The sequence below is a fragment of the Cryomorpha ignava genome, from assembly GCF_010686655.1.
GTDB classification, from domain to species: Bacteria; Bacteroidota; Bacteroidia; order Flavobacteriales_D; family Cryomorphaceae; genus Cryomorpha; species Cryomorpha ignava.
The window spans coordinates 199,533-212,723 of record NZ_JAAGVY010000002.1 but is presented as its reverse complement, the minus strand read 5'-3'; the positions used below and the strand labels follow the sequence as shown (position 1 = coordinate 212,723).

Genomic DNA, 13,191 nt, shown 5'->3' with positions numbered 1-13,191 from the left:
AATGCTACTGTGGTGTGGCAAGAACTGTCATAATGCCAAGAGAAGATTTTTTTTCCATCAGCTTTTTTGGCGTAAACAGAACCATTCCAAGCACAAATTCCCAAAATTCGTTCGCCATATTTTTATCCCAATTGATTCCTTTTTGTTCCATCTCGCTCATCCAGTAGAGCAAATATGGATCCATGGTGCCGTAAGTAAGTAGTTTTGAAACTTTCCATCCACTTTTTTGAAGCAGTAGCTCTACATTATCGGGAGAGAACAAAGAAATATGGCGAGGTGTATGCCAACCTGCCCAGTGTTTACCATATTTTTTTCTGCTTGCTGAATCGAAATTGGGAATTTCGATGATGAGTTTAGTAGTTGGTTTCGAAATAGATTTTAAATAACACAGGTTTTTAAGCGGAGTGTAATCATGCTCTAAATAATGCCACATAGTAATTACATCTGGATGCAGGCTGCCCGGTAAGTCTTTAATTTCTGCCACTTGTAAATCTAGCCCTTCGAAATGAGCAGATTGATCTTTCCACCCCTCATCGCTAAAGTCGATACCCAAGGTTTTGCAATTCAACTCTTGCTTACAAGCTTTTAAAAAACTTGGTAGCCCACAGCCAACATCCAGAATCAAAGATTCTGATGAAATCGTGTGAGCCGCTTTTACCCTGTTGACCCGTTTCAAATCCAATTTTTGCTGGCTGTTCTCTACCAATTTCTCAAACTTCCCCCACGCTTTTGCGCCTCTATAAGGTAAGTAATGAGAGGTATAATAATTTTTTAGTTGATCTAGCGGTACTCTCGGATTTAAAAAAACCAACTTACATTCAGCACATTGGTCAAAATTGAACAACTCTTTATTCGAATGCATCTGAGCTGTTGTCTTAATAAAAAATCCAATAGATGTGGCATTACAAATAGGACATTGAGTAAGTTGAATCATTGGGTAGTTTATATTTAAATGATGACCAAATTGGTGAAAAATAAAGATCTAGTATATCAGAAATCAAACAATTCACCTAAAGATGATTAAATCTAAAAATATATGCCAAACGAAGAGCTCACTCCGCAAATCCTATTAATTTCGTTCAGGTTTGTACCCATCCCATTTACTATTATTGGCTCTGAAGATTTTCCTGCTTTTTATTAAAGAAAACTTGATTAAACAATACCCTGAATTATCCAAATCAATAAACAAATTTTTAACCTATTTATGCGGAAATAACTGCGCAGGACGCTATAAATGTTTAGTGATTTTTGAACTCATTGGTTTTGTGATTGAAAAATAGTAATCAACGAGATTCCCACTACCATCTACCAAATATTTTTGAAAATTCCATTTTACACTAGAATTCTTTTTACCATTCAAGTCTTTAGATGTGAGCCAATTATATAATGGGTGTTGGTTGATCCCCTTAACAGAAAGCTTTTCCGTTAGCAAGAATGTAACCCCAAAATTCAGCTCGCAAAATTCTTGAATTTGAGAAGCATCTCCGGGCTCTTGCTTGCCAAATTGATTACAAGGCGACCCTATAACAACCAATTTTTCTGGATATGCGTCACTCAATTTTTGCAAGTCTTTATATTGACTTGTAAAACCGCATTCTGAAGCCACATTTACAAATAAAACATGTTTGCCTTTTAGATCAGAAAGCTCAATAGGGTTGCCGTCAAGAGCATTTATAGCAATATTGTAAATAGAAGTACTTACCGCCTTCTCTTTTTTATTGTTTGTAGCTTTTGCTTCGTTAATAATTTTCATTTGTTTTATTTTGAAAGATATGATACCACAATCTACTTAAACTATTTTTTCAGGAAATGACACTGCGCTGTTTGTTGATAAAAATTCAACAGTGACTGTCCCTTCATCACGTTTTAGGAAGGAATTTATAACCTTGTAGTTCCATTGTATTCTCAAATAATTTTTAATCGCGCAATAAGCTCGAAGCAAGCTGAGGGGTATGTAGCAATTGGCTACATGTCACATCTAAAGTCTTTACTTTAACTGTGAAAGTAATTTATTGTTTTAAATAGTTTTGTAATTCGGCAATTTTGTGTGGCCGGTTAAATACACCGCCATAATAAGAGGTAACTGTAGCAGAGGTATCATCTTTAACTCCTCGTGAAGAAACACATAAATGCTTGGCATCGATTATCACGGCAATATCTTCTGTATTTAACACATCCTTTAGCTCCATCGCTATTTGATTTGTTAAGCGCTCTTGAACTTGTGGGCGTTTAGCATAATACTGTACAATTCTATTGAGCTTAGAAAGGCCAATAACTTTTCCGGAAGACACATAAGCTATGTGAGCCTTACCAATTATTGGAACGAAGTGATGTTCGCAATTAGAGTAAAAGGTAATATTCTTTTCAACCAACATTTGGTTGTACTGATATTTATTTTCAAAAAGTGCAATTTTGGGCTTATTATCAGGATTGAGTCCAGAGAAAATTTCTTCAATATACATTTTGGCGACCCTATCAGGTGTGCCTTTTAAAGAATCATCTGTAAGATCCAGTCCCATAACATCCATTATCTGAGAAAATAAATCAGAGATTCTCTCCTTCTTTTCAACATCAGACATTATAAATGCGTCGGCTTTCATAGGAGTTTCTAAGCCGGTGTAAATATGCTCATCTCCTATCTCATCAATGGAAAAGTCACTGAATTTGTTGCCATTCATTGGCGCTGGATTTGCTGTTTTCAATTTCATCTATTTTACTGTGTAGGGATATATAGTCCGTTATTGAAGCTTTCTAGAACTGTATATTCTGCGAATATTGTTTCTATACTTCTTGAACAAATTTACCATTTTTGTTTAACACTTTTGTAAAATCCATAAACAAAATTGACATATTAATATAAGCTTTATCTATGAGGCTGGTCTATATATGGAGATGTCTATAAAATGATGTATTACAATGGATTTGTATTACTAGCGTCATAAAAACCTAATAATCAGACAGTAGGACGTCTAAATCACTTGAAGGCCATAAGCTTATTGACATTTCTGATTGCAGAAGACATGCAACAAGACTTATAGTCCGTTCGCTTAAAGAATATTCCTGCTATACGCCTCTAAAAGTTACTATACAGTTTATAAAGAACATATCGTATCCTTATTTTTTTAGCATAATCCCCTAATGATCTTCATTTTTTAGCAATAGAAAGCTGCTGTAATCTCGTAGCTTTCTATAATTTTGCTTCGAAGCAAAGGCATTAGTATTTTTGTTTATTTTTATAGGCTCATTATTAAACAACGATTAAGACGATAAAATTGGCCTATAGCTAACTTTTCTATTCTTTAGTAAAAAATACGCCTATGAATAAGCAAGACTATAAAATACATATCATTGGCGCTGGAGTGAGCGGACTAATAGCCGCCAAAGTTTTAGAAGATAATGGCTATAGTGCTGTTATTATTGAAGCAACCGATCGCGCAGGAGGAAGAGTAAAAACAGATATTATAGATGGCTATCAATTAGACCGTGGCTTTCAAGTATTGCTAACGGCCTACCCCGCAGCTCAGAAATATCTTGATTTGGAATCTTTAGATTTACAAGAATTCATTCCTGGAGCTTCCATTTTTAAAAAGGGCAAACAAACCATAATAGGTGACCCCTTGAGAGATGCATCTTTGTTACTTCCCACATTGTTTTCCGGAATAGGAACTTTTTCGGATAAGCTCAAAATATTGAAGCTGAATAACAGACTAAAGAAAAAAAATCTGTCTGATATATTTGCCGATAAGGAAGCATCTACATTATCTTATTTGAAGGGTCTTGGCTTTTCAGCCGAAATGATAAATGATTTCTTTAAGCCATTCTTTAGTGGTATTTTTCTTGAAAACAAATTGGATACATCCAGCAGAATGTTTGAGTTTGTTTACAAAATGTTTGGAGAAGGATACGCAACTTTGCCAAAAGCTGGAATTGAAGCGATTCCAAAGCAACTGTCACAAAACTTAAAGAGCACTATCTTCAAATTCAATACGAAAGTAGCATCTTTAAAAGATGGGGAAGTAACCTTGGATGACAATACAAAATTAGAAAATCATTTTACCATTGTAGCAACAGATGCAAGCCATCTGATTTCCAATGTGAAAAATCAAACAACTCGATGGAAATCTTGTGATACCTTATATTTTACAGCTGAAAGCAGAATTATTAGAAAACCATTAATAGGTCTCATTCCTAAAAACGGAGCCTTAATAAATAATATTTTTTATCATACAAGTCTTGGCACCACTACAACGCCAAATAAAGAATTGCTTTCGGTAACGGTAATAGATAATCAAAACCTATCAAATGAAATGCTCATTGAGCGGGTGAAAGAAGAATTAAAAGAGCATTGTAGCATCCATTCTTGTGAGTTTATAAAGCTTTACAATATACCAATGGCCTTGCCCCAATTAAGTGATTTAAAATACGAAATACCACCGTCTGAAACACGTTTAACTTCTAGCATATTCTTAGCAGGCGACACACAGTTAAATGGCTCCTTAAATGCGGCCATGATTTCTGGAGAAAGAGCTGCACAAGCGGTAATAGAGACAATATCAGGTAAGTTTTTTTCGGAAAGTATGACATCTAAAAACAGTTAATCTACTACCTCATATTTTTGCAGTAATTCTAAAGTAGTATACTCTAATGCGCTCTGATGTGTTGCTTCAAGAACCACAAATGGAGCTTTACCGGCGCGCTCTGCTTCAAGCCATCTGGATATACACAAACACCACTTTTGACCCGGTTTTAAGCCTGGAAAGTTCCAATGCGGTACAGGAGTAGAAAGGTCATTTCCACAAGATTTAGTGAAATCTAAAAATTCTTGAGTTAAAACAACACACAATATGTGAGTTCCAGAATCTTCACTTATAGTTCTACACAATCCATCCCGGAAATATCCTGTTACAGGATTATTACAACAAGATTTTAGAGATGTTCCCAGAATGTTTAATTCAATGTCATTTAGCATACTTATATACCTGAATCAGGATCTTATTTAATTGATTATCAATTGTACTTTTTCTAACGGCTAGCCGCTTTATTTAACCCAGCTTATAGAGACCTTATTTTGAACTATCCACTGCAACTGCTTATGGTCAGCTAATTTACTTACGCCAAAAAAAAGTACGCCCTTAAAGCCTCCACCGGAATTCCCGACGTTCAAGTATAGTCGCTTTACCACATTTTGTTTTTGTTGGCTGATCCTTTTGGTATCTGCTGTATGGAGCCCCAATGTTCAACAATTTTTCCATTCACATCAAACCTAAAAAAGTCCATTGTAACATATTCATCATTGCCAGGCTAAACTTGATGGGTATGAAAAGCGACTAAATCATTTTCGGAGATTGCTTGTACAAATTCGATTGACTTGTTGGGATATTCGGTCTGCATTCGCTCAAAATATTCAATAAAACCCTCAATCCCGTTTTTCACAGCGAGATTATGTTGGATATATTCGTCACCCACATACAGTGCCGTTGCCTTTGGATAACTCGGTTCAATTGGTGCCACCTATTTCGATCCATCAGTGTCAGTGATTTCGGTTCAAACAGTGCCAGTACTGCTCTGATTGGCCTAAACGGTTTTACTTACTCGATAATCAGTAATAAGCCAAGTCAGAAATACTACTACAGCAACTCCGAGATAAAAGTTTCTTGCAAAATCTCCTTCTTTGTTGCCTAAGAAAAAGGCAACTCCAAATAGGACTATTGAGACAATTAATTCAATCCATCCATGAATTTTGAAGGGAATAACTTTAATAAGACCCAGTTCAAATCTGGTCAACACAGTTAAGCCTAGATGGATTCCGGCCAAAGCATAAGTGAAAATACTGGTTATTTCAGGAAGATTAAAAAAAGTGGGAGATATCGCTAAAAAAACTACTACTATGTAGTCAATAATTCCGTGTGACTTTGATGTTATTTTCATTGTATCAGTGTTTTAAGTTATTCTGTTTTGCTTACCGCAAACCTCCGTATAAACCACACTCCACAAACTTCAATATCGGTTAAACTGACAATGGCAGAGCTCGAATTCGGATTCTTCAGATATAACTATTTCAATTCATGACCAACTAAACGAAGCTAGCTGATAATCGTAAACCCGGTGAAGTACGAATGAAAACGCATTATAGATTTGTCGAATCCTAAGATTGTGGTATTCGTTGATTTGGTACCCCCAGTAGAAAGGCATTCCCCGAAAGGGGTACCTAAAATATTACATTCAAAAAAAATGCATTTCTAAAGCCTACCTTTATCAGCTAAAATAAATCCATTTTATGTCTTTTAAATCTTTAGGATTAGCTCCATATATTTTAAAATCAATTGCCAATCAGGATTATAAACAACCGACTGTAATTCAGGAGAAGGCTATACCCGTTATTTTGCAAGGGAAAGATGTATTGGGAATAGCTCCTACAGGTTCGGGGAAAACGGCCGCTTATGCCCTGCCAATTATTCAAAGCCTGGATGGCCATACCACCACTAAGAATAGACATATTAATGTATTGGTATTGGTTCCCACACGGGAATTGGCTATACAAGTGGAAGAAGTATTTCGTTCCTTTTCGCAAGAACTCCCATTTCGTTTTAAATCGATGGCTGTGCACGGCGGGGTTTCTATAAATCCGCAAATGATGGGTATGCAGCATCTCAATGTTTTGGTGGCAACTCCCGGGCGTTTATTAGAACTTAAGGAATCTAATGCGGTACATTTTAGCCAGCTCTCTACGCTGGTACTTGATGAAGCAGATAAGATGTTAAATCTCGGTTTTAAAAAGGAGATGGATCAGATTTTTGCGCTATTACCTTCCAAACGTCAAAACCTATTGTTCTCCGCAACTTTAAGTCCGGAAGTAGATGCAATAAAAGGGTTTTTATTACAAAACCCGGTAGTTGTTAAGGTAGAAGCAGAAAGGGTTATGGTTGAATTAATCAACCAGCTTGGCTATTTTGTCACTGCCGAGAAGAAAGGGCCGCTGCTTCGGCATTTAATCAAAACCAACGACTGGAAACAAGTATTGGTGTTTACATCATCGGTTTATCAGGCCGACCTGGTAGCAGATAAATTGCGAAATAACGGTATAGATGCCCAGGCAATACACAGTAAGCGGAGTCAGGGCAGCAGGACAGATTCTTTAACCAAATTTGTAAATGGAAAATTACGGGTGTTGGTTTCTACCGATTTGCTTTCACGTGGAATAGACATTGCCTTTTTGCCGCATGTAATTAATTATGAATTGCCCAGATCTCCCAAAGATTTCATACACCGAATAGGAAGAACAGGCCGAGCCGAAAACCCAGGTGATGCCATTACTTTTGTAACTGAAGAGGATAAACATCACTTTAAAGTCATTCAAAAGAAAATGAAACGGGCGGTGGACATGATTGATTCTGAAAATTTGGAGTTTTGAGTGGTTGTTTTGAGATGGGAGGCAGCAATTACAATATACGCAACATTAATGGAGTAAGTAGATTGTGTATTGTTCTCTCGTGTTTTGTTTTTCTTTATAGCGTTCGGGAGGTATACTTTTTTACAAGTTTTTGTAATTGAGATATAAGTGCGACTTGCAAGTGTGTATGACTAATTGCTTGTCATATTTTTTCTATCAATTCGGTTTTAATCAATTCGTATGCTTTTGCTTGATCATATTCAATGCCTGGTCTCAATAAGGCAAAGATGTCTCCTTCAAAATCTGGGTCTTTGAGTTTCTCCTCCATATTGCGGAGAAATTGATTTTGCGTATGAGGTTTGTCAACCGAAAATGCCATGTATTCTTGGTAGCATTTGATCAATGTTCCAGTATCCAAGTCCAGGTTGGTCAAGGCATGGTACAAGTCAAATAAGTCACGACCCTTTTTTCGTTGATAAAGTGCCCGCAATTTTGTGCCCAGCATTTCTTCCACTTCAAATGCCGTGAGTTTACAAAAACCGTTTGTCCAGCTGTTCTCAATTTTATGTTCAATCTCTTTGTAACCCAATACGGTAAAGTGCTCCCTACAATTTATCTCAATCTTAAGTCTCAAGTTTACAACAGGTGGAATTTCGGACTCAAAACGGTAAACCAAAGTATTGTTATTCGCTTTTTGTTTTACGACAGGTTTACCTAAGAAATCAAGTTGTTTTCTTACAACAGAAATAGTGTCTTTAATAGGTTTCGCTCTAATCTGGACTAAGTCGATATCTTCGGAATATCTCACCTGCGGTTTTAAGAATATTTTGTGCAAGGCAGTTCCTCCTCTAAAGGCCAAGCGCTCTTTTAAGAATGGATCGGAGAACAATTCCATCATCGCTTTTTCAATAACAAGATCTTGTTCCACTTGGGCATTTTCTAGCCAATGTGCAAATTCTTTGCATTCGTCTATATATCGCCTTGGCAGCATTAGAAATCGAGTTCTGTATTGATTATTACATTCCATTTGGAGTTCAACTCTCCGTCTCTATTCTTATGTGACAATGAAATTGGGATTTCGCGTAAAGACTTTTCCTCTATTTTATTATAGAGGATAAATGACAAATTTTTACTACCCAATTGCTCCAGTAAGTAACCCAATCTTTGGATGTCGGGTGCTTTTTGATTTCTAGCAGTTCTATCGAGCTCGGCAGGCTTAATGTTTTCCACCAAATCTTCAAGTATAGGGATTACACGATTGAGACCACCGATTTTCTTATGGTAACGTACAAGGTCGAATGCAGTAAGCGAAGGAGATGATACCTGGATATATCCGGTTTCAGTTATCTTTTCAACGATGTCCTCCGATCGCCATTTGCTCTTCACATAAAAATGTAGATCAAGCTTCTTGTTTTTGATTCTTCTTAAGGGTGGTTTATTAATCATTACCTGAAACTGCATCGGCTGTTGATGCCCTGCACCATGAAGTGCTGCGGCAGACAACAATCCTATGTAATACTCTCGCTGCAAAAACTCCATGAGATCTCCGATAAACAGGGTTGGCGGAATCATACCTCTTTCTAAATATTGAGGAGGCAGAATTACATAGAATTCTTTTCTCACCTGAGCAAGCAAGTTTTTGGACTTTAGCCGAAAGGTGTTCTGGAGAATTGCCTTTTCAGAAGAGTCGAATTTGCTCGTTAATTCATTTAATGTCAAAGTGTATCGACCCTTCGATTGTACTTTGCGCAAATAGTTTTCAATGGAGTTATATGTTTTTTGTAAGCTCATTAATTAGTTTGCACAAAGCTACACATAATGTAGTTAATCGCAAACAAATAAAGGGATGCTTATACGGGCGATTTTGAAATTTAAGGCCTTATGATTTAGGCACAGTCCAACAGAAAACCCCGGCGACGCCATTACTTTTGTAACTGAAGAGGACAAACATCACTTTAAAGTCATTCAAAAGAAAATGAAACGGGCGGTGGATATGATGGATTCTGAAAATTTGGAGTTTTGAGTGGTTGTTTTGAGACGGGTAGCAACTGTTTCAGTTAGAGAGATTAAAAAATGAACTATTCCAGCACATTTATTTAACCTCCATTTCTTTAAACATCTTTTTGAGTGCCCCAATGGCTCCATCTCTCACAGTTAAATCAGGACTTGGCATGTTTCCATAAGTATTGCCATTCTGTGTATTATGCCTGGTATGAATAATCAGTTCACCCTTTGAGTCATAATACTGCAATTCCACCTCGGTATCCTGACTTTGACCCATGGGAATAAATAAGGTGTAGTAATCAACAAATATATACCTCAATCTGCCAACCAGTATTCCATCTAAAGAATCTCTTTCACATAATTCTATAATCACACCTTTGTCCACATTCAAAAAGTCGTCAAATTGCGGAATGGTGACTTCAACACGTGCAATATGCTTTTCTTTTAAAAACCCGCCAACTGCCCATCCATAATATTTCCCGGTGGAACCAACTATCTGATTTAATATATCCTCTCTTAAAAGTTGACTGACACCAATTCTTGAGGGTTCAAATGTAATTGGTCGGTCAGTCTTATACAATGTTTTGCTTCCAAAAGCAGCGCACTGGGTCAATAGGATGATTAATCCGAAATAACTAAGTAATCTGACAAGTACTTTCATTTAACTATATCCTGTAAATACGCACCGAGTAGATCCTCTAAATTCTCATGTCCGTGCAGTTGGTCATACCGAATATCTTGCGTGTAAAGTTGCGCCTTTTGTTGTTCAGAAAGCTTAAGATTAAAAACAAACGCTTTGTAATCTTCATCCAGAAGTCCTGTGGGATTTACAACCAGCAAAGTGCTCGAAACAATTTCGGCAGTTGCTACCGCCTTAATTTCATTGAGGGCATGAATAATTTCGGGAGCAAAAACCCCTAGTGAGGTTTCGTAAAATTCCGTAAAACCACCATGTGTTACCGCCTGATTTAATTTCACGATCACGTAAACCATCTTTTCAGGCACAGGTAGTTCTTGAACAGCGGAATACCACTGCGACCAACTTTCAGCTTCAAAGTCAGCGTCCTCCAGGTTTTGGTCGGCTGTACTGTAGATGCGACTTATTAAAGCTCTATTTGAAATGTTTTCCATTATTTTTTAGTTCAATTGTTGCAACGACAAAGTTATGGCACTCATCCTCTAAATATTTTGATTTGCCATGCCTTCAGCCCTTGCGAAATTATCAGGGAAGTACGGGCATACTAAAAAAGTTCTCCGAATTTTCTTTTCTACTTTGCGGAAATTTTGAATTTCAGTTCGTTTTTAACCTTTTTATATTCATCCATCCTCTTCTCATCATTTCTCTTTATTTCTTCTTCTAATTTCCTTGAATGCAGCTTATACCAATAAGTAGCCGGTATCATTTTCCCACTGTGCTGTTCTAGTCTATACATCAAGTCGATATTCGGATTTTCTCTATCATTAAGTATTCTACTAAGCTTTGTTTTATGAATATCTATATCTGAAGCAAAGTTTGCCATATTTCGGTTTAGCAAACTTATATACTTTCTTAGTTGATTAGAAAAGGAATATTCATCAATGAAGAAATTTTGATTAAAATAGTCTTTCATCAAGTATTTCGTCCTTAATAGTTCTCCATGCAGCACCTGTTCATCTGACATATTCTTTAATAGCTCAAACCTGTGTTTTCTAAATTCTTTATCAGCTACAGCTTGTTCATCAACGGTCATGGTGCTTCTAAAGACAAAGCTTTCTGCAATTTCTTCATCCGTATATTTCTTCCTTAAATCTTCGTATGTAGGTTCTTTATACTTACTCATCTTTCAAATGTTTTTCTACTAGATTTTGTGATGTAACTCCATCTATGCCCAAATAGCGACCGTATTGACGAAAGCCATATTTATCTTGGTAATGATCAATCAATTTTGTTTTAGGTGTTAAAGAAACAAATCCATAATAGCCTCTTTTTATTGCGATTTCTGCCGCAAATGCGATAAGGCATGCAGCTATATTATCAATCCCATTATTCTTACCTCGCTGCCGCTCATTTGTTTCTAATAAATTTATATGAATTCTGTATTCATCCTTCCGATCAATCAATGACATCAATCCTAGTATTTCTGTCTTTTCAGAAACAAGCTGCATTTTATAAACATCATTTGTTTCTTCAAATTGCCAGTCAAAGGAAAAATTCTTATCCCTCTTTATTCTATTGAAATCTTCTTTTGATACTTCAGAAATTGCGGCGTCCAATTCATTATCTGATGGAAGGTGCTTTAATTTCATATATCCCTTTGAAATAATACAAATATACAAAACATAGTTTATCAATTTAATAAACTGATATTATTTACCTCGTCACTTATTAATTGATACCTAAAAGGTTCACATAACAGTCAACCTGCAGATTATGAAGATGCTTGCTAAGCGCGGGCTTTTGACAGAATTGAATAAGTGCAATTGCGCTTATTTCATGAATGGGGTTATTCCACATGCTACAGTAATAGTCATTATTTTTGAGGTTTGTGCGGATTTTGTGATCCGATTTCGGGCATAGCCGCGAGGCATTGACTTTATGCGAGGTATCAATTTTAGTAATGGGAAAAGGAAGATTTTAATCCAAATAGAATTTGCGAACTAGCGTCGTGTTGTCGGTACGGATTTCAAAGAGGTAAATTCCCGATTGGAGATAGCCAAGGTGAATCTCATTTGAAACCATGGCTATGGTTGTTCGCACTATTTGCCCCGTGACAGTCATCACGCGAATGGATCTCACTTTTTCGTAAGCGGATATGTTCAGATTTCCAGTCTTAGCATCGTAATAAACATCTCCCAAGTCGGTGATTTCGTTGATGGAAAGCGCTAACTGGCAAGCTTGTACTTTTTCGTAGATCTGTTGAGTTGTTGCGGAAGTAGAAATCCTTTCGACAATTTTATTGGGACAAATTTTATAGACAACCGGGTAGCCTACCACATTGTAATCATCAAATACACCGCGGTCTGGATCTTCCACATTAAAGATCGGGAAGGGTGTTCCTTCTAACCAATTTCCTTGGGTTACCCATGCCGGACCTACTCCGATGAAGGCGTCGTGACCGTTCCATTGGTCGTGTTCCAAGGTCAGTACCATCACTTCATTTGTGCCATCTGGTCCGTATGTATTGTATAGGTTTTTCAGGGTGTGTGTTTGGTGATATGCCCAGCAATTAGGACAATGCGCTGCGAATATCTCAACAATAACGGTTATATCTGCATCCAGGTATGAATATAAATTATGCTCTATTCCATTATAATCCGTGAGGGTGAAATCGGGTGCCGTGCTGCCATCAGCGAGTTGAGCGTATACTCCAAAGTGAAGAAGGAGGGAAAAGGCTATCAATAATTTCTTCAACATGGTAGAAAGGTAGTTTGAATATCCTGGCTATCCCAATCTAGGAATGGTAAATTATGGATGTACTTGTATTCTTAAAAGGCATAGCAAGTCATTTTGGGAAGCCATGCTTAGCCGGAGCAGATATGGGCCACATGCCGTGATGCGTGCTGGCAATACTTGAATTAATTTAAACGATTCGTCATACCCCGACAGAGCATCAAATTATTCACTTTCCTTGAATGAAGCATGAATGACTCCGATTTTCCATGCGTTTACAGTCAGGTCACTTCATACGCTTTTGATTGGGAATGCTAACGGCAAATGTATCGTACGTATCCCGGTGGTTATGGACTATCCAAAATATTACCAGTTGTTTTACTTTAATTTTTCGAATATTAATTGAGTCATTGTAGCTTGATAAACT

14 protein-coding genes and 1 pseudogene are annotated in these 13,191 nt (G+C 36.9%); 2 read left to right on the top strand and 13 right to left on the bottom strand.

Features of this window, described 5'->3' with window-relative positions; translation table 11 throughout:
• Window positions 1-4: 4 nt before the first annotated feature.
• The 3 genes from G3O08_RS02225 to folE form a co-directional block, all read right to left on the bottom strand.
• Window positions 5-934: a class I SAM-dependent methyltransferase gene (locus tag G3O08_RS02225; protein WP_163283028.1), complete on the bottom strand. Its 930-nt coding sequence runs from the start codon at window positions 932-934 to the stop codon at window positions 5-7.
• 294 nt (window positions 935-1,228) lie between these two features.
• Window positions 1,229-1,753 (bottom strand): glutathione peroxidase, encoded by a 525-nt coding sequence (locus tag G3O08_RS02220; RefSeq protein ID WP_163283027.1) that lies wholly within the window; start codon window positions 1,751-1,753, stop codon window positions 1,229-1,231.
• A 256-nt stretch (window positions 1,754-2,009) separates the two neighbouring features.
• Window positions 2,010-2,708 (bottom strand): GTP cyclohydrolase I FolE, encoded by a 699-nt coding sequence (gene folE / locus G3O08_RS02215; protein ID WP_163283026.1) that lies wholly within the window; start codon window positions 2,706-2,708, stop codon window positions 2,010-2,012.
• A gap of 609 nt (window positions 2,709-3,317) precedes the next feature.
• Here folE and G3O08_RS02210 point away from each other — a divergent pair.
• Window positions 3,318-4,598: an NAD(P)/FAD-dependent oxidoreductase gene (locus G3O08_RS02210; RefSeq protein WP_163283025.1), complete on the top strand. Its 1,281-nt coding sequence runs from the start codon at window positions 3,318-3,320 to the stop codon at window positions 4,596-4,598.
• Here G3O08_RS02210 and G3O08_RS02205 read toward each other — a convergent pair.
• The 3 genes and pseudogenes from G3O08_RS02205 to G3O08_RS02195 all read right to left on the bottom strand — a co-directional run bounded on the left by G3O08_RS02205 (window position 4,595) and on the right by G3O08_RS02195 (window position 5,928).
• A complete protein-coding gene (locus tag G3O08_RS02205; RefSeq protein ID WP_204336749.1) occupies window positions 4,595-4,969 on the bottom strand; it encodes a DUF2237 family protein in 375 nt (124 codons plus the stop codon). The two genes, G3O08_RS02210 and G3O08_RS02205, sit on opposite strands and share 4 nt — an antisense overlap.
• 206 nt (window positions 4,970-5,175) lie before the next feature.
• A pseudogene (locus tag G3O08_RS20855) lies at window positions 5,176-5,484 on the bottom strand (nuclear transport factor 2 family protein); the annotation flags it as partial.
• Between the two features lie 90 nt (window positions 5,485-5,574).
• The gene (locus G3O08_RS02195) at window positions 5,575-5,928 is read right to left on the bottom strand and encodes a hypothetical protein (protein ID WP_163283024.1); all 354 of its coding nucleotides are present in this window, start codon (window positions 5,926-5,928) and stop codon (window positions 5,575-5,577) included.
• 349 nt (window positions 5,929-6,277) lie between these two features.
• On the opposite strand from G3O08_RS02195, the gene G3O08_RS02190 reads away from it, so the two are divergent.
• On the top strand, window positions 6,278-7,411 hold the full coding sequence (locus G3O08_RS02190; protein WP_163283023.1) for a DEAD/DEAH box helicase: 1,134 nt from the start codon (window positions 6,278-6,280) through the stop codon (window positions 7,409-7,411).
• Between the two features lie 181 nt (window positions 7,412-7,592).
• On the opposite strand, the gene G3O08_RS02185 is transcribed toward G3O08_RS02190, so the two are convergent.
• From G3O08_RS02185 to G3O08_RS02155, 7 genes are all read right to left on the bottom strand, one after another.
• Complete coding sequence (locus G3O08_RS02185) at window positions 7,593-8,381, bottom strand: nucleotidyl transferase AbiEii/AbiGii toxin family protein (protein WP_163283022.1); 789 nt, start codon at window positions 8,379-8,381, stop codon at window positions 7,593-7,595.
• Complete coding sequence (locus G3O08_RS02180) at window positions 8,381-9,181, bottom strand: type IV toxin-antitoxin system AbiEi family antitoxin domain-containing protein (RefSeq protein WP_163283021.1); 801 nt, start codon at window positions 9,179-9,181, stop codon at window positions 8,381-8,383. The genes G3O08_RS02185 and G3O08_RS02180 overlap by 1 nt, the downstream gene beginning before the upstream one ends.
• Window positions 9,182-9,482: 301 nt before the next feature.
• The gene (locus G3O08_RS02175) at window positions 9,483-9,974 is read right to left on the bottom strand and encodes a hypothetical protein (protein ID WP_163283020.1); all 492 of its coding nucleotides are present in this window, start codon (window positions 9,972-9,974) and stop codon (window positions 9,483-9,485) included.
• A 77-nt stretch (window positions 9,975-10,051) separates the two neighbouring features.
• Window positions 10,052-10,525, bottom strand: coding sequence for a DMP19 family protein (locus G3O08_RS02170; RefSeq protein ID WP_163283019.1), 474 nt, complete (start codon window positions 10,523-10,525; stop codon window positions 10,052-10,054).
• A gap of 137 nt (window positions 10,526-10,662) precedes the next feature.
• On the bottom strand, window positions 10,663-11,214 hold the full coding sequence (locus G3O08_RS20850; RefSeq protein ID WP_204336748.1) for a hypothetical protein: 552 nt from the start codon (window positions 11,212-11,214) through the stop codon (window positions 10,663-10,665).
• Window positions 11,207-11,680 carry a hypothetical protein gene (locus G3O08_RS02160; protein ID WP_163283018.1) on the bottom strand — a complete coding sequence of 158 codons (474 nt, stop codon included), beginning with the start codon at window positions 11,678-11,680 and terminating at the stop codon, window positions 11,207-11,209. The genes G3O08_RS20850 and G3O08_RS02160 overlap by 8 nt, the downstream gene beginning before the upstream one ends.
• Before the next feature lie 328 nt (window positions 11,681-12,008).
• A complete protein-coding gene (locus G3O08_RS02155) occupies window positions 12,009-12,788 on the bottom strand; it encodes a redoxin domain-containing protein (RefSeq protein WP_163283017.1) in 780 nt (259 codons plus the stop codon).
• Between the last annotated feature and the right edge of the window lie 403 nt (window positions 12,789-13,191).

Coding starts and splice junctions, on each gene's coding strand:
- G3O08_RS02225 (WP_163283028.1), bottom strand. CDS start 934: ATGATTCAACTTACTCAATGTCCTATTTGTAATGCCACATCTATTGGA.
- G3O08_RS02220 (WP_163283027.1), bottom strand. CDS start 1,753: ATGAAAATTATTAACGAAGCAAAAGCTACAAACAATAAAAAAGAGAAG.
- folE (WP_163283026.1), bottom strand. CDS start 2,708: ATGAAATTGAAAACAGCAAATCCAGCGCCAATGAATGGCAACAAATTC.
- G3O08_RS02210 (WP_163283025.1), top strand. CDS start 3,318: ATGAATAAGCAAGACTATAAAATACATATCATTGGCGCTGGAGTGAGC.
- G3O08_RS02205 (WP_204336749.1), bottom strand. CDS start 4,969: ATGCTAAATGACATTGAATTAAACATTCTGGGAACATCTCTAAAATCT.
- G3O08_RS02195 (WP_163283024.1), bottom strand. CDS start 5,928: ATGAAAATAACATCAAAGTCACACGGAATTATTGACTACATAGTAGTA.
- G3O08_RS02190 (WP_163283023.1), top strand. CDS start 6,278: ATGTCTTTTAAATCTTTAGGATTAGCTCCATATATTTTAAAATCAATT.
- G3O08_RS02185 (WP_163283022.1), bottom strand. CDS start 8,381: ATGCTGCCAAGGCGATATATAGACGAATGCAAAGAATTTGCACATTGG.
- G3O08_RS02180 (WP_163283021.1), bottom strand. CDS start 9,181: ATGAGCTTACAAAAAACATATAACTCCATTGAAAACTATTTGCGCAAA.
- G3O08_RS02170 (WP_163283019.1), bottom strand. CDS start 10,525: ATGGAAAACATTTCAAATAGAGCTTTAATAAGTCGCATCTACAGTACA.
- G3O08_RS20850 (WP_204336748.1), bottom strand. CDS start 11,214: ATGAGTAAGTATAAAGAACCTACATACGAAGATTTAAGGAAGAAATAT.
- G3O08_RS02160 (WP_163283018.1), bottom strand. CDS start 11,680: ATGAAATTAAAGCACCTTCCATCAGATAATGAATTGGACGCCGCAATT.
- G3O08_RS02155 (WP_163283017.1), bottom strand. CDS start 12,788: ATGTTGAAGAAATTATTGATAGCCTTTTCCCTCCTTCTTCACTTTGGA.